This window comes from Pseudomonas sp. R3-18-08, from assembly GCF_003852065.1.
GTDB lineage: Bacteria > Pseudomonadota > Gammaproteobacteria > Pseudomonadales > Pseudomonadaceae > Aquipseudomonas.
In genome coordinates this window covers 474,327-497,181 of the sequence record NZ_CP027729.1, presented here as the reverse complement: position 1 = coordinate 497,181, position 22,855 = coordinate 474,327, and the positions used below count along the sequence as shown (strand labels likewise).

General features: G+C 60.8%; 17 protein-coding genes and 2 pseudogenes. 7 read left to right on the top strand and 12 right to left on the bottom strand.

The genetic code is table 11. The features are described 5' to 3' along the window. Positions 1 to 69: 69 nt before the first annotated feature. Positions 70 to 1,731, top strand: a complete 1,662-nt coding sequence (gene ligB / locus C4J92_RS02220; protein ID WP_124402814.1) for an NAD-dependent DNA ligase LigB — start codon at positions 70 to 72, stop codon at positions 1,729 to 1,731. A 39-nt stretch (positions 1,732 to 1,770) separates the two neighbouring features. Beyond that, on the top strand, positions 1,771 to 2,166 hold the full coding sequence (locus C4J92_RS02215; RefSeq protein WP_124402813.1) for a DUF1090 domain-containing protein: 396 nt from the start codon (positions 1,771 to 1,773) through the stop codon (positions 2,164 to 2,166). A 5-nt stretch (positions 2,167 to 2,171) separates the two neighbouring features. Here C4J92_RS02215 and C4J92_RS02210 read toward each other — a convergent pair whose 3' ends face one another. Further along, positions 2,172 to 2,621 carry a cytochrome c gene (locus tag C4J92_RS02210; RefSeq protein WP_124402812.1) on the bottom strand — a complete coding sequence of 150 codons (450 nt, stop codon included), beginning with the start codon at positions 2,619 to 2,621 and terminating at the stop codon, positions 2,172 to 2,174. Positions 2,622 to 2,747: 126 nt separating this feature from the next. Here C4J92_RS02210 and C4J92_RS02205 point away from each other — a divergent pair, with 126 nt between their 5' ends. From C4J92_RS02205 to C4J92_RS02195, 4 genes and pseudogenes are all read left to right on the top strand, one after another. Beyond that, the gene (locus tag C4J92_RS02205; RefSeq protein WP_124402811.1) at positions 2,748 to 3,938 is read left to right on the top strand and encodes a murein transglycosylase A; all 1,191 of its coding nucleotides are present in this window, start codon (positions 2,748 to 2,750) and stop codon (positions 3,936 to 3,938) included. A gap of 288 nt (positions 3,939 to 4,226) precedes the next feature. After that, a pseudogene (locus C4J92_RS27390) lies at positions 4,227 to 5,285 on the top strand (methyl-accepting chemotaxis protein); the annotation flags it as partial. Beyond that, entirely contained in the window at positions 5,271 to 6,143 is an 873-nt protein-coding gene (locus tag C4J92_RS27385) for a methyl-accepting chemotaxis protein (protein ID WP_372237489.1), read from the top strand. The pseudogene C4J92_RS27390 and the gene C4J92_RS27385, both read left to right, overlap by 15 nt. A gap of 133 nt (positions 6,144 to 6,276) precedes the next feature. Beyond that, the gene (locus C4J92_RS02195; RefSeq protein ID WP_124402809.1) at positions 6,277 to 8,184 is read left to right on the top strand and encodes a methyl-accepting chemotaxis protein; all 1,908 of its coding nucleotides are present in this window, start codon (positions 6,277 to 6,279) and stop codon (positions 8,182 to 8,184) included. A gap of 171 nt (positions 8,185 to 8,355) precedes the next feature. Here C4J92_RS02195 and C4J92_RS02190 read toward each other — a convergent pair whose 3' ends face one another. The 8 genes and pseudogenes from C4J92_RS02190 to pip form a co-directional block, all read right to left on the bottom strand. Continuing rightward, a complete protein-coding gene (locus C4J92_RS02190) occupies positions 8,356 to 9,090 on the bottom strand; it encodes an amino acid ABC transporter ATP-binding protein (protein WP_124360894.1) in 735 nt (244 codons plus the stop codon). Beyond that, positions 9,083 to 10,042 carry an amino acid ABC transporter permease gene (locus C4J92_RS02185; RefSeq protein WP_124360893.1) on the bottom strand — a complete coding sequence of 320 codons (960 nt, stop codon included), beginning with the start codon at positions 10,040 to 10,042 and terminating at the stop codon, positions 9,083 to 9,085. Before C4J92_RS02185 ends, C4J92_RS02190 begins: the two co-directional genes overlap by 8 nt. A gap of 134 nt (positions 10,043 to 10,176) precedes the next feature. After that, positions 10,177 to 10,974 (bottom strand): transporter substrate-binding domain-containing protein, encoded by a 798-nt coding sequence (locus C4J92_RS02180; protein ID WP_124360892.1) that lies wholly within the window; start codon positions 10,972 to 10,974, stop codon positions 10,177 to 10,179. A 210-nt stretch (positions 10,975 to 11,184) separates the two neighbouring features. Next, a complete protein-coding gene (locus C4J92_RS02175; RefSeq protein WP_124402808.1) occupies positions 11,185 to 11,994 on the bottom strand; it encodes a transporter substrate-binding domain-containing protein in 810 nt (269 codons plus the stop codon). Between the two features lie 182 nt (positions 11,995 to 12,176). Beyond that, positions 12,177 to 14,749: pseudogene (gene mdoH / locus C4J92_RS02170) on the bottom strand (glucans biosynthesis glucosyltransferase MdoH); the annotation flags it as partial. Next, positions 14,742 to 16,493, bottom strand: coding sequence for a glucan biosynthesis protein G (locus tag C4J92_RS02165; protein WP_124365510.1), 1,752 nt, complete (start codon positions 16,491 to 16,493; stop codon positions 14,742 to 14,744). The gene C4J92_RS02165 and the pseudogene mdoH, both read right to left, overlap by 8 nt. Positions 16,494 to 16,760: 267 nt before the next feature. Beyond that, positions 16,761 to 17,198: a D-aminoacyl-tRNA deacylase gene (dtd, locus tag C4J92_RS02160; protein WP_124402807.1), complete on the bottom strand. Its 438-nt coding sequence runs from the start codon at positions 17,196 to 17,198 to the stop codon at positions 16,761 to 16,763. Beyond that, on the bottom strand, positions 17,195 to 18,166 hold the full coding sequence (pip, locus tag C4J92_RS02155) for a prolyl aminopeptidase (RefSeq protein ID WP_124402806.1): 972 nt from the start codon (positions 18,164 to 18,166) through the stop codon (positions 17,195 to 17,197). The genes dtd and pip overlap by 4 nt, the downstream gene beginning before the upstream one ends. A 416-nt stretch (positions 18,167 to 18,582) precedes the next feature. Between pip and C4J92_RS02150 the strand changes: the two genes are divergently transcribed. Beyond that, on the top strand, positions 18,583 to 19,080 hold the full coding sequence (locus tag C4J92_RS02150) for a hypothetical protein (RefSeq protein WP_124402805.1): 498 nt from the start codon (positions 18,583 to 18,585) through the stop codon (positions 19,078 to 19,080). 63 nt (positions 19,081 to 19,143) lie between these two features. Here C4J92_RS02150 and hutG read toward each other — a convergent pair whose 3' ends face one another. The 3 genes from hutG to hutH all read right to left on the bottom strand — a co-directional run bounded on the left by hutG (position 19,144) and on the right by hutH (position 22,837). Next, complete coding sequence (hutG, locus tag C4J92_RS02145) at positions 19,144 to 19,944, bottom strand: N-formylglutamate deformylase (protein WP_124402804.1); 801 nt, start codon at positions 19,942 to 19,944, stop codon at positions 19,144 to 19,146. 11 nt (positions 19,945 to 19,955) lie between these two features. Next, positions 19,956 to 21,161, bottom strand: coding sequence for an imidazolonepropionase (gene hutI, locus C4J92_RS02140; protein WP_124402803.1), 1,206 nt, complete (start codon positions 21,159 to 21,161; stop codon positions 19,956 to 19,958). A 143-nt stretch (positions 21,162 to 21,304) separates the two neighbouring features. Next, entirely contained in the window at positions 21,305 to 22,837 is a 1,533-nt protein-coding gene (gene hutH / locus C4J92_RS02135; protein ID WP_124402802.1) for a histidine ammonia-lyase, read from the bottom strand. Positions 22,838 to 22,855: the final 18 nt, after the last annotated feature.

Genomic DNA, 22,855 nt, shown 5'->3' with positions numbered 1-22,855 from the left:
GGTCGGGGCTTTTTTGCGGCCGTGCGGATCACTTAGGCTGAACGCCCTTTTCGAGCAAGGATGCTCCCGATGCGCGCGTTAATGGTTCTCCTGATTGGCTTTCTACCGTGCTGGGCCTGGGCCGATGACTGTCCCGAGGACGCCCGATCGCAAATCGACACGTTGTCCAGGCAGGTCAGCCAGTGGGATGACGTCTACCATCGACAGGGTCAATCCCCCATCAGCGATGAACTGTACGACCAGGCCCGCCAACGCCTGACTCATTGGCGCAAATGTGACCTTCAACCCACACCCAGGGCTGACAACCCGCTGGCAAGCTCACGCGGCACACTGCGCCACCCGGTCGCGCATACCGGCCTGGAGAAGCTGCTGGACGCGTCCGATGTGGGTGAGTGGCTCAGCACCCGCCAGGACGTCTGGATTCAACCCAAGGTCGACGGGGTAGCCGTGACCCTGGTGTATCGCAAGGGCCAGCTGCACCAACTCATCAGCCGCGGCGATGGCCTGCTCGGTCACGATTGGACAGCTTCCGCGCGCAAGATGCCGGGTATCGTCCAGCAACTGCCGGAGCCCGTCGACGCTGTACTGCAAGGCGAGCTGTACTGGCGCCTCGACGGCCACGTACAGTCGGCAAACGGCGGGCTAAACGCGCGCAGCAAGGTGGCCGGCTTGATGAACCGACGCCAATTGAGCGACACCGAGGCGGGCGGGATCGGGTTGTTCGTCTGGGCCTGGCCCGACGGCCCGGCGAGCTTCACCGAGCGCCTGGCCACGCTGGCACGGTGGGGGTTCACCGACAGCCAGCGGTATAGCCAGTCCATCGACAGCATCAGCGATGCCACGCGCTGGCGTACACATTGGTACAACCATCCGTTGCCGTTCGCCAGCGACGGGGTGGTGTTGCACCAGGCTGCGCGCGCACCCGCCAAACGTTGGCAAGCCAGCGCACCTTACTGGGCGGTGGCCTGGAAGTACCCTGCGACCAAAGCGCTGGCGCTGGTACGCAAAGTGCAGTTCAGGATCGGGCGTACCGGACGTATCACACCGATTCTCGAACTGGAACCAGTGCGACTGGATGACCGGCAAATCAGCCGGGTCAGCGCGGGTTCGTTGAGAAACTGGCAGGCCCTCGACATCCGGCCCGGCGATCAGGTATCCATCAGCCTTGCCGGCCAGGTCATTCCCCGGCTCGACGAGGTGATCCTGCGCAACAATACCCGAGTGGAAGTGCCAGTACCCGATACTCGAAACTTTCACGCCTTGAGCTGCTGGCAGCTGGACCCTGGCTGCGAGGAGCAACTGCTCTCGCGCCTCACCTGGCTGAGCAGCAACCAGGGCCTGGCCTTGCCACATATGGGGCGGGAAACCTGGAACGTATTGATCCAGGCCGGTCTAATCGCAGGCTTTCTCGATTGGTTGACCCTGGATGCGGCAGAGCTTGCTAACATTGATGGCTTCGGCGAACGCACCCGCGCGCGGGTGCTCGACAGTATTCACAGCGCCCGGCAACGCCCGTTTGCGCAGTGGCTCAAAGCCCTGGGCGTACCGCCTGCGGCGCGCAACAACCTGGAGGGCGACTGGCATACCCTGGTCGCCAAAGACACCCAAGCCTGGCTGGCCTCAGACGGCATCGGCCCGGGCCGCGCAGCGCAACTGAGCGCCTTTTTCCGCGACCCGCAGGTCCAGGCATTGGCTGAAACATTACGTGGAGCCGGCATCGACGGTTTCTGAGTCCGGCCCGACCCTCTGAATGCTACTTGGAGTCCTTATATGAAATTTCTTGCCCCTCTTGCCTTACTGACTGTCGCAAGCTTCATGGCCACGCCGCTGCTGGCCGCCGAAGAAACGCCCGAACTGACCGGCTGCGCCGCCAAGCGCCAGGCCATCAGCACCCAGATCGAACAGGCCAAGGCCCATGGCAACAGCGCCCAACAGGCCGGCCTGGAAAAAGCCCTGAGCGAGGTCACCGCCAACTGCACTGACGCATCGCTGAAGAAAGAACGCGAAAACAAGGTGCTGGATGCCAAGCACGAAGTCAGCCGCCGTCAGGCCGACCTCGACAAGGCCATGAAAAAAGGCGATCCGGACAAGATCAACAAGCGCAAGGACAAGCTCGCCGAATCGCGCAAAGAACTGCAGGATGCGGTGGAAGAACTCGACCAGTAAACCGGTCAGTGGTCCCGAAACTGCTTATGGCAGGCGCTGCAGGCATCTTCAACTTTCTGCACTGCAGGTTGCAGATTGCTGGCCTTATAGGGCTGGACCTGGCTTGCGATCACCAATTCACCGGTGGCCGCCTCAAGGTCGCGCGCCATTTGCTGGAACTGCGCCTGCTTTTGCCACACCTCGTCCCTGGCACTGGTGTGGTCCTCTTCACGCACGTTCGGGAAGTGCTGCCAGGGTTGATGGGACAACACGTCCAGCTTGACCGCGCCGTCGGCGAACTGGGCGCCGTCGAAAGGGATGCGCCCGCGCAACATGCCGCCCAGGCCTTCGGCGGTCTTGAGCATCTGTTTGAAGATCGCCTTGCGCTGGCCCAGGGGGGAATTGGGGTCAACCCCGCCGCAGGCGGACAAGGCCAGGCAGGCCAACACTACAACGGTCATATTTTTTAAAGTCATGGTGGCTCAGGGTCACGGAAACGGCGGTCAGTATCCCCGCCCCCTCCGCAAAGACCAATAGCCCTATTAATAACAAGGTTGCCCAAGCGCCATAAAGCACGGGCAATCGCTTCAGGAATTACGTGCATGAATGTCAATTGGAAACCCTGGAGCCGCCTGGCGTGGGCTCTACCGATGATCGCGCTGCTGGCCGGCTGCGACGTGGGCAAAGACGCTGGCAAAGAGACAGCCAAAGAAGAGGCGCCCAAACCCCATGCCGTCGCCACTTACGTGAGCGCTCCGTGGGAAGCGCTGCCTGAGGTTTCCGACAGCGACTTGCTGGCGGGCTTCGAATCCTGGCGCAGTGCCTGTCAGCGCCTCAAGGCCGACCCGATCTGGGGCGCGACCTGCGCAGCGGCAGCCAGCGTACCGGGCAATGCCGTGGCGGTTCGCGGGTTTCTTAAAGAGCGCCTGGATGTATTCGGCCTGCGTTCAGCCGACAACACCCCGAACGGCCTGATCACTGGCTACTACGAGCCGGTCTACCCCGGCAGCCTGACCGAAACCGCCACCGCGCATGTGCCGGTGTACGGCGTGCCGGACGACCTGATTATCGTCAACCTGGAAGCAATCTATCCGGAACTCAAGGGCAAACGCCTGCGCGGCCGCCTGGAAGGCCGCGTGCTCAAGCCGTATGACGATGCCAGCACCATCAACGGCCAGGGCTCGACCGCCAAGCCGATAGCCTGGCTGACCGACCCGATGGACCTGCAGTTCCTGCAGATCCAGGGCTCCGGGCGTATTCAACTGGCCGGTGGGCGTCAACTGCGCGTGGGGTATGGCGACCAGAACGGCTATCCCTACCGCCCTATCGGCCGCTGGCTGGTCGAGCAAGGCGAGCTGAAAAAAGAAGAGGTGAGCATGGGTGCCATCAGCGCCTGGGCCAAGGCGCATCCGCAGCGTATTCCAGAGTTGTTGGCGAGCAACCCCAGCTATGTATTCTTCAGCGCCCGCCCCGACAGCAACGAAGGGCCGCGCGGGTCGCTGAATGTGCCATTGACGGCGGGGTACAGCGTGGCGGTGGACCGCAAGGTGATTCCGCTGGGCAGCCTGTTGTGGCTGTCGACCACCAAACCTGACGGTTCAGCCATCACCAGACCCGTCGCAGCCCAGGACACCGGGGGCGCAATCACCGGCGAAGTGCGGGCAGACTTGTTCTGGGGCACAGGCGAGGCAGCGGGCGAGTTGGCCGGGAACATGAAGCAACAGGGGCAGATCTGGATGTTGTGGCCCAAGGGTGCGGCGCTGCCTCAGGCGCCTGTCACGGACGCTCTATGATGATCGGGGCAAGCCTTAATGCCATTCAGTTAAGCGAAAGTGCTCCACTGTAGGAGCGAGCTTGCTCGCGAAAAACGTCTAGGCAACGCGTTCATTCTGAATAAACGCGGGGGCTCTGAGTTCTTCGCGAGCAAGGGCTAGCCGCCCGCCTCGCTCCTACAAAAAGCCTTAACTGACTGGCATTAGGGCAAGCCTCCTCCCCCAGTGAATCGGTGGCGCTACAGAATCCCGTGCACATGCCGATAGCCTGTGAATAAGTCCAAGCCTTGTTCCAGGGGAGTTCGCAGCATGTATCGTTGGTCGGCCGAAAAGCTCGGAAATGTGAGCGTCAAAACCAAACTGGGCGTAGGCTTCGGCCTGGTGTTGCTGCTTACGTTAATCATCACACTCACCGGCTGGACCGGGCTTTCCAACGTGATAAGCCGTGGCGACAAACTGGGCTACATCGCCAGCCTCAACGACTTGAGCAAGGACCTGCGCATCGCGCGACTGGACTTTGAAATGCGTCGTGGCGAACAGGGCCCGGCAACCGTCAATGGCCTTCTCGGCCAACTGGAAAGCGGCCTGAAAACTGCGCGGGCGCTGATTGAACAGCCCGCCGATATCGCGTTGGTCGATGACCAACTTGCGGCGGTTGACCAGTACAAGCGTGCATTCGACGCCATGGTCCAGGCAGGAGCCAATCGCGAAAACGCGCGCAGCAAACTCGGCGATACCGCCGACAACGCGGTGCTCAAAGTCGGCGAAGTGGAAAAGGCCCTGTTACAGGGCGACAGCGTCAGCCAGTTCAACAGCATCGTCGACCTGAGCAAGCTGATCCAGCAGGCACGGTTTCAGGTTCGCGGCTACACCTACAGCGGTAAAGTCGAGGCCGAGCAGCCTGCGCTGGATGCCATCGACAATACGCTGAAGAAAATCGCCGCCCTTAACGGCCAGCTACCTGACCAATTCTCGACCAACCTGCAACAGGCCAGCGCCTCGCTGCAAGCCTACCGCGCCGCTGTCAGCCAGTACCGTGACTCGCAGGTGGCCAGCGCCGCTGCGCTGAAACTCATGAACGTCCAAGGCGACATTCTGCTGGACCGCAGCAGCACACTCACCGCCTCGCAAACCGTGGTCCGCGACAGTGATGCCGCGCAAGCCAAACAGCTGTTGCTGCTGGCTGCCCTGCTGGCACTGATCTTCGGTCTCTTCGCCGCCTGGGCCATCACTCGACAGATCATCATTCCGCTCAATCAAACCCTCAAGGTCGCCGAACGCGTAGCCTCGGGCGACCTGAGCCACAACCTGGAATCTGCCCGCCAGGATGAACTCGGCCAACTGCAACGCGCCATGCAAAGCATGACCGTGGGCCTGCGCGAGTTGATTGGCGGCATCAGCGATGGCGTCACGCAAATCGCCAGCGCCGCCGAGCAGTTGTCGGCAGTGACCGAACAGACCAGCGCCGGGGTCAACAGTCAGAAGATCGAGACCGACCAGGTAGCCACGGCCATGAACGAGATGGCCGCTACCGTGCAGGAAGTTGCGCGCAATGCCGAGGAAGCCTCGGAAGCCGCCGTGGCCGCCGACCTGCAGGCCCGTGAAGGCGACAAGGTGGTTGGCGAAGCCATCGCCCAGATCGAGCGCCTGGCCACCGAAGTCGGCAATTCGACGATCGCCATGGCCGACCTGAAGCGCGAAAGCGACAAAATCGGCAGCGTGCTCGACGTGATCAAGTCCGTGGCCCAGCAAACCAACCTGCTGGCGCTGAACGCGGCCATTGAAGCGGCGCGTGCCGGTGAAGCCGGGCGTGGCTTCGCCGTGGTGGCCGATGAAGTGCGCAGCCTGGCCCAGCGCACACAGAAGTCCACCGAGGAGATCGAGGAACTGATCGTCGGCCTGCAAAACGGTACCCAGCAGGTGGCGACCATCATGGACAACAGCCGCGGCCTGACCGACAGCAGTGTCGAACTGACCCGCCGCGCCGGCAGCGCATTGGAGAACATCACACGTACCGTTTCGACCATCCAGGCAATGAACTCGCAGATCGCCACGGCCGCCGAGCAGCAAAGCGCGGTGGCCGAAGAGATCAACCGCAGCGTGTTGAATGTGCGCGATGTTTCCGAACAAACCTCTTCAGCCAGCGAAGAAACGGCGGCGTCCAGCGCAGAGCTGGCACGCCTGGGCATCTACCTGCAAACCCTGGTCGGGCGCTTCCGCATCTAACTGACTTGAGCGGCGGCCGATTGAGGCCGCCGCATCTTGTGAAATTTCCTACACAGTTATCAGCCAGCCCTCACCTCGAATCGGATTAGCGTTCATCTGTCGCGAAACGCTTTTTCTGATTGGGAGGTGTGCCATGTTTTCTCGGCTGACCCGCATACTGGTTAACGCCAGTGTTCGCCTCAAGCTGGCTCTGGGTTTTGGCCAAGTGCTGATCCTCAGTTTCATGATCGCCGCGGCGGGCTGGCAAGCCCTGAACGCCGTGCTTTATCGGTCCAATAGCCTGACGAGCCTGGGCGAACTGGCCGTGTACGCGGAGGCCATGCGCGCCGACCGCACCGTCTACCGCACCCTTGCGGACAAAGCCAGCCTGGCCCAGATGACGCAGAAGACCGAGAAAATCGACCAGCTCCTGGCAGACCTTTCGCATCGATTGGTAGACCCGATCGATGTACAACGCAATGAGGAGGCGACACGCCTGGTGGCTGGCTTGAAGGCCGCGCTGGCGGAGCTGCCCGCGTTGATCGAGCAGCGAGAGAGTGTCCGGCCAGCGCTCAAAAAATCCGCCCTGCAAGCCAGTGACACCCTGGCCCAATTCGCCAGCGACTTGCCCGACCAGAATGACGAAAAGGCGCTCGACGCCATTGAGCAACTGCGCCAAGCCATGGAGCAGGCCGAGGATCGCGCCCAGAATCCCGCCTGGGCCGCCGAGTCGTTGCAAGCCTATGCCGAGGCAGCAAGCCAGGCGCTGGATGCGCTGGACATCGCACAGAAGGCAGTGTTCATGCTGCCCGTGGACTCAGCACTGCTCAAAACCGACCTGAACGACTACCGTGCACAACTGCTCAAGCTCAAGCAAGCCCAGCTCAACGTCGAAACCGTGCAAAACCGCTTCGAACAGCAGCTCAATGAGTTGCGCGAGAACAGTAACTTGCTGAGCCAGAGCCAGAACACCAAGCGCAATGACGAGGCCGACCACACGCGCACGCTGCTGATTGGCGTCACGGCGGCTGCACTGGGGCTGGGCGCGCTGGCCGCGTGGTGGATTGCCAGCCAGATCGCCTCGCCGTTGCGTGACATCCTCGTTGCCGCCAACCGTGTCGCTCAAGGCGACCTGAGCCACGACACCCACGTGGAGCGCCGCGACGAACTGGGCCAGCTGCAACAAAGCATCGGGCAAATGACCCGCAGCCTGCGCAGCCTGATCAGCAGCATCGGTGACAGCGCTCGGCAGATTGCCGGTGCGGCGACGCAGTTATCCACCGTGACCGAACAGACCCGCAACGGGCTGAACAATCAGAAAGATGAAACCGACCAAGTGGCCACGGCGATGAATGAAATGCTCGCCACCGCCCAGGAAGTGGCGCGCCATGCCGAACGCGCGTCCGTTGCAGCGAACGAAGCAGACCAGCAGGCCGGCGCCGGCGAGCAGGTAGTCATCCAGGCGGTTGAGCAAATCGGCAACCTGGCCAGTGAAATGGCCTTATCCGGCCGCGCGATGCTGGCTCTGCAAAAAGAGAGCGAAAAGATCGCCAGCGTGCTGGACGTTATCAAGTCCGTGTCCCAGCAGACCAACCTGCTCGCCCTGAACGCCGCCATCGAAGCGGCGCGCGCAGGCACTGCCGGGCGAGGGTTTGCCGTGGTCGCCGATGAAGTGCGCAGCCTGGCCCAGCGCACACAGGAATCGGCTGAAGAGATTGAAGGGCTGATCCTGGGGCTGCATAACGGCACCCAGCAGGTCGCGGACATCATGGACAGCAGTCGCAACCTGACCGACAACAGCGTTGCCCTGACTCGCGACGCCGGCGAGGCCTTGGCAGCGATTGCCCGCACGGTATCGGTCATCCAGGAAATGAACCCGCAGATTGCCGCCGCCGCCGAACAGCAAAGCGCGGTGGCCGAGGAAATCAATCGCAGTGTCTTGAAGGTGCGGGATGTGTCGGAACAGACCGCCGCCGCCAGCGAGGAAACGGCGGCCGCGAGTGTTCAGTTGACGAGGTTGAGCCTGGATCTGCAGACGCTGATCGGCAAATTCAAGCTCTGAAACACCGGGGTTACGCTGTTTACTTAAGCAGCAGACGCTGAGTGTCCAATGTGGGAGGGGGCTTGCTCCCGATAGCGGGATTGCAGTCGACATCTAACAGACTGATCTATCGCCATCGGGAGCAAGCCCCCTCCCACATTTGGATCCGCGTCGTTCTGCCAGCTCCTGGACCTATAAAACCTGGCGCAGGAAAGCCTGGGCCCGCGGGTCCTTCGGCGCCGCGAAGAATTCGGCCGGCGCCGCGTCTTCCAGCAATTTGCCGTGGTCGAAGAACAACACCCGGTCTGCCACCTCGCGGGCAAAGCCCATCTCATGGGTGACGCACACCATGGTCATGCCTTCCAGCGCCAGGGTCTTCATGACGTCGAGCACTTCACCGACCATTTCCGGGTCGAGGGCCGAGGTGGGTTCGTCGAACAGCATCACCTTGGGTTCCATCGCCAACGCCCGGGCGATGGCGACCCGCTGTTGCTGACCGCCGGAAAGGCGTGACGGGAACTCATTGGCTTTCTGCGCAATACCCACCTTTTCCAGGAGTGCCAGGGCCTTGGCCTCACGCTCTTGCTTGCCGCGTTTGCGCACGACCTTTTGCGCCAGGCACAGGTTTTCCAGCACGGTCATGTGGGGGAACAGGTTGAAATGCTGGAACACCATGCCGACTTCACGGCGATAGGCATTCACATCGGTCTTCGGGTCTGCCAACTGCAAACCGTCAATGCTGACCGAACCTGAGTCGAATTCCTCCAGCCCGTTAAGGCAGCGCAGGAAGGTGGACTTGCCAGAACCTGACGGGCCGATCACCACCAGCACTTCGCCCTTGGCCACCTGGGTGGTGACATGGTCCACCGCACGCACCACATGACCACGGGTGTCGAAGACTTTTACCAGATCGCGGACTTCAATCACTTTGCGCGAGCCTCCGCTCAAGCCGGCTGGCCATTTTCGACAGCGGCAGGTTGATCAGCAGGTACAGGCCTGCCACACAGAACAGAATTTCAAACGGCGAAAACGAGGTGGTGATCACTTCGCGTCCACTCTTGAGCAACTCGGTGATCGCGATCACCGAGACCAGCGAGGTATCTTTCACCAGGCTGATGAATTGCCCGGCCAGCGGCGGCAGTACGCGCTTGAACGCCTGGGGCAACACCACATGCCGCATCGACTGGCTGGCGCTCAAGCCCAGGGAGCGTGCGGCCTCGTTCTGGCCACGGGTGATCGACTGCACACCGGCACGCACGATTTCCGCCACATAGGCGCCGGTGAACAGCGACAGTGCGGCGATCCCGGCAAACTCCCGTGACAGGTTGAGCACCGTGCCGATAAAGAAATAGAAAATGAAGATCTGCACCAGCAGGGGTGTACCGCGCACCAGTTCGACGTAGAGCGTCGACAGATCGCGCAAGGTCGGGTTGCTGGAAAGGCGGCACAAACCGGTGGCCAGGCCAATCGCCAGGCCCAGGACGCCGGACACCACCGACAACCACAGCGTGGTCCACAGGCCCCACATCAGCGGCCCCAACGCCCAATGACGGTTGACACCGATGACGTCACCTTCAGCCACATCATCGCCGCGCGCCACCTGCAGGCTGTTGTCGGCAACCGTCAGCGTTTGTTCGGTGCCGGCGTCATTGCGCAGGGTAACCTCGGCCACGTCGCCTTTGCGTACCAGTTCAATGACCGTCGAAATATCCGCCGCACGCTGCGCTTCCTCAGCCTGATAGGCGAAGTACTGCGGCACGCGGTTCCAGCGCCATTCGTAGGACATCAGCGAGGTGGCGTAGTACAAGGCGCCAGCCAGGCCGACCAGTACGAGCACCGTCAGCAGGTGCCAGGGCCATTGGGCTTTTTTCTGTTTCATTTCAGATTCCGGGATTAGAGCTCGCTCCCACGCTCCGCGTGGGAACGCCTCAATGGACGCTCTGCGTCTGCTTTGTGACGCGGAGCGTCACGGGCTGCATTCCCACGCGGAGCGTGGGAACGATCAATCAGCCTTTATTCCATGTCCTTGAGCCACTCGGAGCTCTTGAACCACTTGTCATGGATGCGATCGTAGGTGCCGTCGTGCTTGATCTGGTGCAGGAAGTTGTTGATGAAGTTGACGCTGTCGTAGTCGCCTTTCTTCAGGCCGAACGCCAGGGGTTCGAAGGTGAAGGGTTCGTCAAGGAACACCAGCTTGCCATTGCCGACTTTCTTCTCGGCCACCACGTTGTACGGTGCGTCGTAGACAAACGCGTCAGCCTTGCCATTGACCACGTCGAGCACACCTTCCTGCTCGTTGTCGTAGCCGTGGTACTTGGCTTTGGCGATCAGCTTTTTGGCAACCATTTCACCGGTGGTGCCAAGCTTGGAGGTCAGGCGGTACTTTTCGTCATTCAGGTCTTTGTAGGACTTGATGGTGCCTTCCAGGTCCTTGCGAATCAGTAGGGTCTGGCCGACCACGATGAACGGTTCGCTGAAGTTCAGGCGCAGATTGCGTTCCTGGGTCAGGGTCATGCCGCTGCCGATCATGTCGAACTTGCCGGTCAGGAAGGCCGGGATGATACCGTCGTAACCGGTAGACACCAGTTCCAGCTTGACGCCCATGGACTTGGCGAGGGCCTTGAGGATGTCCACTTCGAAACCGATGATGTCACCGCGTTTGTCGGTCATTTCGAACGGCATGTAGGTCGGGTCCATGCCGACTTTCAGCGTGCCGCGCTTGACCGCATCATCGATGGCGCCGGCCTGGGCCGCAGTGGCCGCCACCAGCGCGGTGACACCGAGCATCAGCATCGAAAGATACTTTTTCATCATCAAGTCCCCTGAACGGTTCTTATAAAGTGGGCGCACAAAAGGGCTGCGCCATTTCGGGGTGCGATCCTAACCCACTCGTTGCCCGTCACAAAGGTTTCACGGCTAAATGTTATCGGCGTGTGTAAGAGAAACCCTACGGCGCCGCGCGTGACCGCAGGCCTAGACCGGTCAGCGCCTGGGTTCACTAATGGGTTGATGTGTAAGCAGTTATGACGACAAGTCAATTTCCGCGATCCAGGCAGTGTCCTTGAACCACTTGTCATGCAATTGATCGTAGGTCCCGTCCTGAGCCACTTGGTTGAGAAAATGATTGATCCAGTTGAGGCTGTCGTAATCACCTTTTTTCAGGCCGAACGCCAGAGGCTCAAAGGTAAACGGCTGCTCCAGCGTCAGTAATGCGCTGTTCTCGGGCCGGGCCATTGCGATCAGGTTGTAGGGCGCATCATAAATAAAAGCGTCGGCCCTGCCCTCCACCACCTCGCGCACACCCTCCTCCGGCGTTACGAAACTCATCAGCCGGGCCGCCCCCAGGAAGCGCTGCGCCGCCGCCTCGCCGGTGGTGCCTTCGGTGACCGCGATCCGATAGCTCGCCTCGTCCAGGTCTTCGATGCTCGACACCGTGCCGGCCAGGCGCGGATGCAGCAGGACGGTCTGGCCCACCACGATAAAAGAATCACTGAAATTGAGCTTTAGGTTGCGCTCCTGGGTGACCGTCATACCGCTGCCGATCAAGTCGAACTTCTTCGTGATCAGCCCCGACAGCAACTCCGTATAGGGCACCGTGACCAGTTCGAGTTCAACCCCCAGCGCGCGACTCATGGCGTGGAGCAAATCGATCTCGAAGCCGACGACGCGCCCCTGCCTGTCCGTCATTTCGAACGGTACGTAAGTCGGCGTGGTGCCGACTTTCAGCACTCCACGGCGAACGGCGTCGTCAATTGCCCCGGCGTTGAGCAAGCCTGTGTAAATCAATGCGACAACACCCATCAGCAGTGCCGAACCATACCTTTTGAACATGTGTGCCCCCGTGGCGAGTCAAATTGGGGGCGATGCTACCCCAGCCACAGGCACGGCAACACGCTTCGAACGAAGGTGTTTTGTTTCGAAATAACAAGGGGTTAGCAAACAAAGGAAGGGGCGGTAAACGCTGTAGGACAAGCGCTTGGAACACCCCCGAGGTGAGCCCTCGGGGGCGTCTGAATCAGGCCGGCAGAGCCTGGGACGACTGCGGTTGCAGGGGTAGCAACGGCGCGTGCGGGTCAGCCTTGATCGAAGCACGCCAAGCGTCCAGCCACTCGGCATGGCCTTCGCTCCACACCTGTTCATGCAAGCGAGCCAGGGCCACCGGATCACTGAGCAAGGCCAGACGTTCGCCGTTGTTGAGGCCGGCCGGGCCGACTTTCAACGCGTGGCGAACACGCTCCCCACGCAGATACTCGATCGGCTCCGCCTCGCGGTGACGTGAAGTCGCCAGGGCGCAGGCCAGGGCGTTCTGCTGTGGGTCGACCACCGAACGCACGAACCCGTCGTTAAGCGCGTGCCAACGGTTTTCGTGGGTGTACTTCTCGGTCGACAGCAACGCCTGCGGTGGATTGTATTCCTCGGGGATCAGGAACAGGCTCTCATCGCGAGACTTGAGGCCCAGCTTGACCCGACTGGAAATCACCGACACCGGGATCGACAGCATCAGCGAACCGACGATGGGGATCAGCCACCACAAGAAGCTCGGGTTCAGCCACACCACCAACAGTGCCCACAAGAAGCCCAGCACAGTCTGCGGACCGTGGCGCTTGACCGCTTCGCTCCAAGGCGTGGAGTCGTCGTCGCGTTGCGGCGAGTTCCAGGTCGCAGCCCAGCCGAGGAACGCAGCCAGTACGAAACGGGTGTGGAAGATCATGCGCACCGGCGCCAGCAGCATGGAGAACAGCATCTCCAGCAGCATCGACAGGGTCACCTTGAACTTGCCGCCGAACTCTTTCGCGCCCTTGGCCCAGATCAGGATGATGCTGAGCAATTTAGGCAGGAACAGCAGCACGATAGTGGTGGAGAACAGCGCCACCGCCTTGTCCGGATGCCATTGTGGCCAAAGCGGGTACAACTGGCGTGGCGCCATGAAGTACTGCGGCTCCATCAGGGTGTTCACCGCCAGCAACGCAGTGGACAGCACCAGGAAGAAGAACCACAACGGCGCCGACAGGTAGGACATCACGCCAGTCAGGAACACCGCACGGTGCACCGGGTGCATGCCTTTGACCAGGAACAGGCGGAAGTTCATCAGGTTACCGTGGCACCAGCGACGGTCACGCTTGAGTTCGTCGAGCAGGTTCGGCGGCAGTTCTTCGTAGCTGCCCGGCAGGTCGTAGGCAATCCACACGCCCCAGCCGGCACGGCGCATCAGCGCGGCTTCGACGAAGTCGTGGGAGAGAATCGCACCGGCGAACGCGCCTTTGCCCGGCAACGGCGCCAGGGCGCAGTGCTCGATGAACGGCTTCATGCGGATGATTGCGTTGTGGCCCCAGTAATGGGATTCACCCAGCTGCCAGAAGTGCAGGCCGGCAGTGAACAGCGGGCCGTAGACGCGGGTGGCGAACTGCTGCATGCGCGCATACAGGGTGTCCATGCCCGACGCACGCGGCGCGGTCTGGATAATCCCGGCATCCGGCGTGGCTTCCATCAGGCGTACCAGGCTGGTCAGGCATTCGCCGCTCATCACGCTGTCGGCGTCGAGCACCACCATGTACTTGTAGTCCCCGCCCCAGCGACGGCAGAAGTCGTCGAGGTTACCGCTCTTGCGCTTGACGCGACGGCGACGGCGGCGATAGAAAATCTTGCCGAAACCACCGGCTTCGCGGCACACGTCGAGCCAGGCTTGCTGTTCGGCAATGCAGATATCGGCGTCGTTACTGTCGCTGAGCACGAAGAAGTCGAAGCGGTCCAGATCACCGGTAGCCGCCACCGATTCGAACGTCGCACGCAAACCGGCGAATACCCGAGGCACGTCTTCGTTACAGATCGGCATGACCAACGCGGTGCGGGCATCTTTCGGAATCGGCTCATTACCAGCACTTTTACCGGAGATACGGTACTTATCGTGGCCGGTCAGCAGTTCGAGGAAGCCCATCAACGCGGTCCAGAAACCGGCCGAGACCCAGCAGAACAGAATCCCGAACATGATCAGGATGCTGGTTTGCAGCGCGTAAGGCAGAACCTGGGTAGCGGTTTGCAGAAGGGTCTGGTTGCGGATTTCGTCGAAGTCCACCAGCGACCAGCCCTGGTACGGCATGATGCCTTTCATATACCAGCCGGCCACGATGGTCTGGCCAAGCATCAGCACCAACAGGATATAGCGACGGATCGAACCCACGGTCCGCCAGCGCGCAGCCGGCAGGACCCGCTCGTCTTTCGGCGGCTTGGGCGGGTTGGTACGACCCGTCATCCGGCGCCAGCCGCGTACCAGGATATTGGTGCGCCAAGGCTCGGGCACGACTTTGGTTCGACGGATCGGCGGCGTGGCCTTCAGGCAGACGCGACCGCTGGCGTCGAGCGCCAGCATCTCGGCGTCCTGCAGCTCTTCGGCCGTGCTGAGGGTCAGCCTGCGGCCCACCGACGCTTGGGCGGCGTCGGTAGGTGCGTCGAAGGTTGCGGACGACAGGCGTTCGTGCAATTCGCTGAAGGAGCTGCAGCCCGCCAGTTCGGCACGCTGCTCAGCGGTCATGGGCAGATGCGCCAGGTACTCGGTCAGAGTCTCTGGCTTGACTTGTGAATTACTCATCGGCGGGCAACTGGTAGCTCCAGGTTTCGGTCAGGACTTGTTCGGTCTTGGCCGGCTCCGGCGTGACAGGGGCCGGGGCAGCTTCTGGCTGCTTGGCGTCCTTGTCCTTTGCCTCTTTGGCGTCTTTCTTGGCCTGTTTCTCATGTTGCTTGGCCAAGACCTTGTCAGCCTTGAGCACGTGGGTCGACACCTGTTCTGGCTCGGCCTGTGCGATCTCCTGCACCAGCGCGGCGCGCATTTCAGTCGGCTTGCTCGCGTCCTTGATTTTCATGCGCAGGGTCAGGCGCCAGCCTTTGGTGTGCTCGTTGTAGCGCACGCTGTTTTCAACCAGCTCGGCGTTGTCGCCAACACTCACCTGGCTGCGCACCGGGGCGTCCGGCAGCAGTTTTTTCAGGGCCGGGCCTTCGAAGTCCACCAGGTAAGCCACGCTGCCGTCCGGCTGACGGATCAGGTTGGATTGCTTCACGTCACCGGTGGAACGCAGGGTCTGCTTGACCCAGGCACTGTCAGGCGAATGGAAGGCAGCATCGTCCAGCGTCCAGTGCAGGCGGTAGGACACGTCCAGCGGCTTGCCGACTTCCGGCAGTTCGGCCGGGCTCCAGAAGGCAACGATATTGTCGTTGGTTTCGTCGGCGGTCGGAATCTCTACCAGGTCGACGGTGCCTTTGCCCCAGTCACCTTCAGGTTCGATCCAGGCGCTCGGGCGCTTGTCGTAGTTGTCGTCCAGGTCTTCGTAATGGCTGAAGTTGCGGCCACGTTGCAGCAGGCCGAACCCACGCGGGTTTTCGACGCTGAAGTTGCTGACCGACAGATGTTTAGGGTTGTTCAACGGGCGCCAGATCCACTCGCCATTACCGGCATGGATCGACAGACCGCTGGAATCATGCAGCTCGCGACGGTAGTTGAGGACCTTGGACGGCTGGTTGGCGCCGAACAGGAACATCGAGGTCAACGGGGCCACGCCCAGCTTGCTGACCTTGTCGCGCAGGTACATCTGGGATTTGACGTCGACCACGGTGTCGGTGCCCGGACGCAGAATCAGGCGGTAGGCGCCCGTCGCACGTGGGGAATCCAGCAGGGCGAAGATCACCAGGTGCTTGTCGCCCGGCTTCGGACGCTCGATCCAGAATTCGGTGAAACGCGGGAATTCTTCGCCGGACGGCAGCGCGGTGTCGATTGCCATACCACGGGCCGACAGGCCATACACCTGATCCTTGCCGACGACGCGGAAATAGCTGGCGCCAAGCATGGTCATGATTTCGTCTTGCTTGTCAGCCTTGTTGATCGGGAACAGCACACGGAAGCCGGCATAACCCAACTGTTCAGTGGCTTTTGGATCAAACTTTACGTCGCCGAAATCGAAACGATTGGGGTCGTATTTGATTTCCTGGACGCTGTCAGCGGTGACTTCATTGATTTTCACCGGTGTATCGAAGTGCATACCCTGGTGATAGAAGGACAGCTTGAACGGGGTGTTCTGATCGGCCCACTCGGCTTTTTCGTTGCGGAAACGAATCTTCTGGTAGTCAGCGAATTTCATTTCGCGAAATTCGTTCGGCAGATTGCTGCGCGGAGCTTCGTATTTCTGCCCAGCCAGTTCTTTTGCCTTGGCCGACACATCGTCCAGACTGAATGCCCACAGTTGACCCGCGCCGAACAGGCAAAACAGGGCGGAGCCCGTCACCAGTGCGTTTCGTAACCGTTTGGCAGACAATTTTGGTGCATTACAGGGACTAACAATCACGAGCAACCCTCGCCGAAAACAGATCAAAAAACCAACGGCCAGCTATCTATATGCCAGGTTGGCGAGCATTGTTCCGACTCCTCAGGGGCAAAATGATTCCCCACTGGTTTGCCGGACAAGTCTCTACCTAAGTCAAAAATGGACCAAACAACGCTGATCCCCGTAGCGCGCGATTATCTAGTAGCCCGCGAGACAACGCATCAGGGACAACGAAGTATTTGTAGCGAAACCCTGCGTTTTTAGGCATTAACGTCGTTTTTCATACATTCAGGTCTGTAAGAGGAAGGTCACAGGGCCATCATTGACCAGATGCACCTGCATATCCGCGCCAAAACGCCCTGACGCCACCTTGCCATGCAATTGTTGCGCTTGTAACAACAAGTGATCAAACAGCGCCGCTCCCAGCGCCGGTGGGGCCGCTGTGGAGAAGCTTGGCCGCAGCCCGCTTTTGGTGTCCGCCGCCAGGGTGAACTGCGACACCAGCAGCAAACCGCCGCCGATGTCCTTCAGCGACAGGTTCATCTTGCCCTCGTCGTCGCTGAACACCCGATAGTTAAGCATCTTATGCAGCAGTTTATCGGCGCTCTCGGGGGTATCTGAAGGTTCGACGGCCACCAGCACCAGCAAACCCTGTTCAATCGCCCCGACGACTTCGCCGGCAACCTCGACCCGGGCGCCTCGCACCCGTTGCAACAGGCCCTTCATGCTTCTTCAGGCGGTAAATCAAGCAGGCGCCGTGCCATTTCGCCGGTTGCGCGTACCAGCGCATCGGTAATGCCCGGCTCGGACGCGGCATGCCCCGCTTCGCGGATGACCTGCAGTTCGCTGTTCGGCCAGGCCTGATGCAGCTCCCAGGCGTTATCCAGCGTACAGATCATATCGTAGCGGCCATGGATGATGACGCCAGGCAGATGGGCAATCTTGTGCATGTCGCGAATCAGCTGGTTGGGCTCCAGAAAGGAGTTGTTGGTGAAGTAATGGCATTCGATGCGGGCAATGGACAAGGCACGCTGCGGCTCGGAGAAGCGCTCGACATGCTGCGGGCTCGGGCACAGGCCCAGCATGCGCCCTTCCCAACCGGACCAGGCCTTGGCCGCGTGCATCTGGGCGATCTGGTCGTTGCCGGTCAGGCGCCTGTGGTAGGCCGCGATCATGTCGTGACGCTCATCGACAGGAATCGGCGCGAGGTAGTCCTGCCAGTAGTCCGGGAACAGGCGGCTCGCACCGGCCTGGTAGAACCATTCGATGTCCTGTGGGCGCGCGAGGAAAATGCCGCGCACGATCAGGCCATGCACGCGCTCGGGATGGGTTTGCGCGTAGGCCAGGGACAGCGTCGAACCCCAGGAACCACCGAACAGCACCCATTTGTCGATGCCCAGGTGCTCGCGGATGCGCTCAAGGTCGGCGACCAGGTCCCAGGTGGTGTTGTTTTCCAGACTCGCGCGCGGGGTGGAGCGGCCGCAGCCACGCTGGTCGAAGGTGACGATGCGGTACAGGTTCGGATCGAAGTAGCACCGGCTCTGCGCATCACAACCGGAGCCTGGGCCGCCATGGATGAAAACCACGGGCAGCCCTTCGGGGGAGCCGCTTTCATCGACGTACAGGGTGTGAACATCATCGACTGCCAGATCGTGCCGGGCATAGGGTTTGATCTGCGGGTACCAAGTCTGCATTGCGCGCTCCGTAGGGTGTCGGGTTCATCCCTGGGGGGACGTCTATTATTTTTGCCGTCTGGCATCATAAACCCGAATTGTGCAATGAGCATGCCCTTGAGCGCGCATTGATCGTTCCCACGCTCTGAGTCGCCCCGCTGTCACCGCAGGGCTCAGTCCTGCGCACGGCGATGCGGGTGATCGCGCGCCACGACTGGGCGTATCGAAGACGTCGACCTACTTGACCGCCATGACATGGCTACGATATTCCCCTCCATTACCCATCACGGTAAAACCCGAATAAAAATTATATAACCGATAACTAAGTCATATAAAAAACTGTCAACTTTAACAGCAGACGCACCTTCCTCTTCGGTCTTAAATCAAAATGAAACAGCACTACCTTCGGACATCAAGATCAACAGGGTGAACTGATCATGACTTATTCAACATTCCCATCCGAACAATTCAAAGCCCTTGTAGAGTATGCAAACAAAGACTTCAACTTTGTCGCCAATAAAATCAACATTGTATCCAGCACAGATATTACTGGAATCCCATGCTGGACAATCATGGCTTTTCAAGACACCGTCAACGAGACCACGGGAAGCCCGGAAGTAAACGGAATTCACATATATTTGCCAAAAAGCTCTTTGAAGGGCGAAGTCGACCTGGTTGGAGGTTTAACCCCACCGGACCTGTTACAAAACAGTGCGAGCTATTTCAAAATCGTGGATAAAATTCCCGATCCTCAAAAAAAGATCGACACCATCGTAGATTACCTTGGCACCGGAGGTGCCATAAAATACGCTTGGAGCGAAGACAACAAACAAGTGGAAGGTAGCTTTGGCTTTTCCGCCATCGACGACAACGAACAAATATTCAAAGTAAACGGCTACTTTCACATATTCAATAAGGGCCCACATACCATTTGAAAAAGAGAAAATTTAAGGTGCGACTTCTTATCTTCAGAAATCGCACCTGTTGCTTACCGACACTCAACAGTAGTGTTGGGCACCCCAAGCCAAAACACCCTCCAGCAACTGCTTCAATACCACCCGCGTCGGCGTGGCCAAGTCCTCGCGATAGCGGAACGGCTCGGCCTCTTCCATATAGGTGCTCTGGCACAACTCCAACTGCACCGCATGAATATCCCGCGCCGGGTCGCCGTAGTGCCGGGTGATATGGCCGCCCTTGAAGCGCCCGTTCAGCACATGGGTGTATTGCGGGTGATTGGCGCAGATGGCTTCGAGCTGGCGGGCCAATTGCGAATCGCATGCGGCGCCGTTGAAGGTGCCGAGGTTGAAGTCCGGCAATTTGCCGTCGAACAGGTGCGGGATCACCGAGCGGATCGAGTGTGCATCGAACAGCAGCGCATAACCGAACTCGGCCTTTAGGCGGGCGAGCTCCTCTTGCAGCGTGCGGTGATACGGGCCCCAGATCTTTTGCAGATAGGTAGCGCGCTCGGTCTCGGAGGGTGTTTGCCCTTCGCGGAACAACGGCACGCCATCGAACAGCGTCTCTGGATACAAGCCGGTGGTAGCGCCGGCGTAGAGCGGCTTGTTATCGGACGGCCGGTTCAAGTCGATGACGAACCGCGAATACTCGGCCGACAAGGTGCTGGCGCCGAGTTCATCGGCAAAGTCATACAGCGTGGGGATGTGCCAGTCGGTGTCCGGCAGGCTTTGCGCTTCGGGGATCAACCCGGCTTCCACCGCAGGCGTCAGGCGCAGGCCAGCGTGGGGCATGCTGATCAGCAGCGGCACACGGCCTTGTTTGAAGTTCAGAACCTTATCCACAACAGTGCTCCTTATACAGTGACGTCGACGCCATGGCGTACGACGCGTTTATCCAGTTCGCCACCCAGCCAATAGGCCAGGTCGGCGGGGCGATCGATCTGCCAGGCGACAAAATCCGCGACCTTGCCCACTTCCAGGGAACCATGGGTATCGCCCATGCCCAGCGCGCTGGCCGCATGCTGCGTGGCGCCGGCCAGGGCTTCTTCCGGGGTCATGCGGAACAGGGTGCAGGCCATGTTCAGCATCAGGCGCACCGACAGTGCCGGTGAGGTGCCGGGGTTGAGGTCGCTGGCAATCGCAATCTTCACGCCGTGTTTGCGCAAGGCCTCCATGGGCGGCAACTGGGTTTCACGCAGGAAGTAGAACGCGCCCGGCAACAACACGGCGACCGTGCCGGCAGCAGCCATGGCGATGGCATCCTCTTCGGTCATGAATTCCAGGTGATCCGCCGACAACGCCTGATAGCGCGCCGCCAGGCTGGAGCCGTGCAGGGAAGACAGTTGCTCGGCGTGCAATTTCACCGGCAGGCCGAGTTGCTGGGCCACTTTGAACACACGCTCCACCTGCTCGGTGGAAAACGCCAGGTATTCACAGAAGGCATCCACCGCGTCCACCAGCCCTTCGGCCGCCAGGGCCGGCAGCATGTCGTTGCAGATGTGCTCGATGTAGTCATCGGCGCGGTCTTTGTATTCCGGCGGCAACGCGTGGGCCGCCAGGCAGGTGGCGCGCACGCTCACCGGCAGCGCTTGCCCAAGGCGTCGCGCCACACGCAGCATCTTGCGTTCGTTGGCCAGGTCCAGGCCGTAGCCGGACTTGATCTCCACCGTGGTCACACCGTCGCGCAACAGACTGCGCAGGCGTTTTTCCGCGCTGACGAACAACTCATCTTCCGTCGCCGCACGGGTAGCGCGCACGGTGCTGGCGATACCGCCGCCCTTGGCCGCGATCTCGGCGTAACTCACGCCCTGAAGGCGCTGCTCGAATTCGCCGCTGCGGTTACCGCCAAACACCGTGTGGGTATGGCAGTCGATCAACCCGGGGGTGACCCACGCGCCTTGCAGGTCGTGGACCTGGGCGTAATCCGCCGTCGGCACTTGGCTGCGCGGGCCGATCCACTCGATGAGCGAATGTGCGGTGACCATGGCGGCGTCCTCGATGATCGAGTATTTGCCATGAGCCATAGTCGCGATGTGGCAGTGTTGCCAAAGGATTTTCATCAACGCCTCCCTCAGTTATCGATGAGACATTCTTATGAGGAGAAGATCGTTCCCACGCTCTGCGTGGGAATGCACAACTCTAAAAGCGGACGCAAAGCGTCCAGGGCGGCATTCCCACGCAGAGCGCGGGAACGATCGGTGGATTACAGGCTCGGCAACAACTTGGCCGGCACCAGTTCATTCAGGCAGCGGCTGGCGAGCAGTTCGCTGGCGGCGATGATGTCCGGGGCGAAGAAGCGGTCCTTGTCGTAGAACGCCACTTTGTCACGCAACAGGCCACGGGCTTTTTCCAGTGTTGGCGAGGTTTTCAAGCCGTCGCGCAGATCCAGGCCCTGGCAGGCGGCGAGCCACTCAACAGCCAGAATGCCACGGGTGTTCTCGGCCATTTCCCACAGACGCTTGCCCGCAGCCGGGGCCATGGACACGTGGTCTTCCTGGTTGGCCGACGTCGGCAGGCTGTCGACGCTATGGGGATGGGCCAACGCCTTGTTCTCGCTGGCAAGGGCCGCAGCCGTGACCTGGGCGATCATGAAACCGGAGTTGACCCCGCCATTGCCCACCAGGAACGGCGGCAATTGCGACATGTGCTTGTCCATCATCAACGAGGTACGCCGCTCACTGAGGGAGCCGATTTCGGCGATGGCCAGGGCCATGTTGTCAGCGGCCATGGCCACCGGCTCGGCGTGAAAGTTACCGCCGGAAATCACATCGCCTTCTGCGGCAAACACCAGCGGGTTGTCCGACACGGCGTTGGCTTCGACGACCAACACGTCGGCAGCCTGGCGGAACTGGGTCAGGCAGGCGCCCATCACTTGTGGCTGGCAACGCAGGGAATACGGGTCTTGCACCTTGTCGCAGTTCTGGTGCGACTGGGACACCTGGCTGCTTTCGCCGAGCAGGTCACGATAGGCCGCCGCCGCATCGATCTGCCCACGCTGGCCGCGCGCGGCATGAATACGCGCGTCGAAGGGCGAGCGCGAGCCAAGCACCGCTTCCACGGTCAGGCCGCCGCAGACCAACGCGCCGGCGAACAGGTCTTCGCCCTCGAACAGGCCGCGCAAGGCGTAGGCAGTGGACACCTGGGTGCCGTTGAGCAGGGCCAGGCCTTCTTTGGCGGCCAGGGTCAGCGGCGTGAGGCCGGCGATTTTCAATGCGTCGGTGGCCGAAAGCCATTCGCCCTGGTAACGCGCCTTGCCTTCGCCGAGCAGCACCAGGGACATATGGGCCAGCGGCGCCAGGTCACCGGAGGCACCGACCGAGCCCTTGAGCGGAATATGTGGATAAACCTCGGCGTTGATCAACGCGATCAGCGCGTCGATCACCTGTCGACGAATCCCGGAGAACCCACGGCTCAAGCTGTTGACCTTGAGCACCATGACCAGCCGCACCAGCGCATCGCTGATCGGCTCACCCACGCCGGCAGCGTGGGACAGCACCAGGGAACGCTGGAGGTTTTCCAGGTCTTCACTGGCGATGCGGGTCGAGGCCAGCAGGCCGAAACCGGTGTTGATGCCATAGGCGGTGCGGTTCTCGGCGAGAATCTGCTCCACACAGGCCACACTGGCGTCGATTTGGGCAGTGGCGCTGTCATCCAGGCTGAGGGTTACCGGCTGCTGGTAGATGGCCCGCAGTTGGGCAAGGCTCAGTTGGCCTGGAATCAGGTTTAGCGCAGTCACATTCGTTCTCCTTGTGAA

Coding starts and splice junctions, on each gene's coding strand:
- C4J92_RS27385 (WP_372237489.1), top strand. CDS start 5,271: ATGCAAAGCATGACCGTGGGCCTGCGCGAGTTGATTGGCGGCATCAGC.
- C4J92_RS02150 (WP_124402805.1), top strand. CDS start 18,583: ATGACTTATTCAACATTCCCATCCGAACAATTCAAAGCCCTTGTAGAG.
- C4J92_RS02185 (WP_124360893.1), bottom strand. CDS start 10,042: ATGAAACAGAAAAAAGCCCAATGGCCCTGGCACCTGCTGACGGTGCTC.
- dtd (WP_124402807.1), bottom strand. CDS start 17,198: ATGAAGGGCCTGTTGCAACGGGTGCGAGGCGCCCGGGTCGAGGTTGCC.
- C4J92_RS02175 (WP_124402808.1), bottom strand. CDS start 11,994: ATGTTCAAAAGGTATGGTTCGGCACTGCTGATGGGTGTTGTCGCATTG.
- C4J92_RS02215 (WP_124402813.1), top strand. CDS start 1,771: ATGAAATTTCTTGCCCCTCTTGCCTTACTGACTGTCGCAAGCTTCATG.
- ligB (WP_124402814.1), top strand. CDS start 70: ATGCGCGCGTTAATGGTTCTCCTGATTGGCTTTCTACCGTGCTGGGCC.
- hutI (WP_124402803.1), bottom strand. CDS start 21,161: ATGAAAATCCTTTGGCAACACTGCCACATCGCGACTATGGCTCATGGC.
- C4J92_RS02180 (WP_124360892.1), bottom strand. CDS start 10,974: ATGAAAAAGTATCTTTCGATGCTGATGCTCGGTGTCACCGCGCTGGTG.
- C4J92_RS02205 (WP_124402811.1), top strand. CDS start 2,748: ATGAATGTCAATTGGAAACCCTGGAGCCGCCTGGCGTGGGCTCTACCG.
- C4J92_RS02195 (WP_124402809.1), top strand. CDS start 6,277: ATGTTTTCTCGGCTGACCCGCATACTGGTTAACGCCAGTGTTCGCCTC.
- C4J92_RS02210 (WP_124402812.1), bottom strand. CDS start 2,621: ATGACTTTAAAAAATATGACCGTTGTAGTGTTGGCCTGCCTGGCCTTG.
- pip (WP_124402806.1), bottom strand. CDS start 18,166: ATGCAGACTTGGTACCCGCAGATCAAACCCTATGCCCGGCACGATCTG.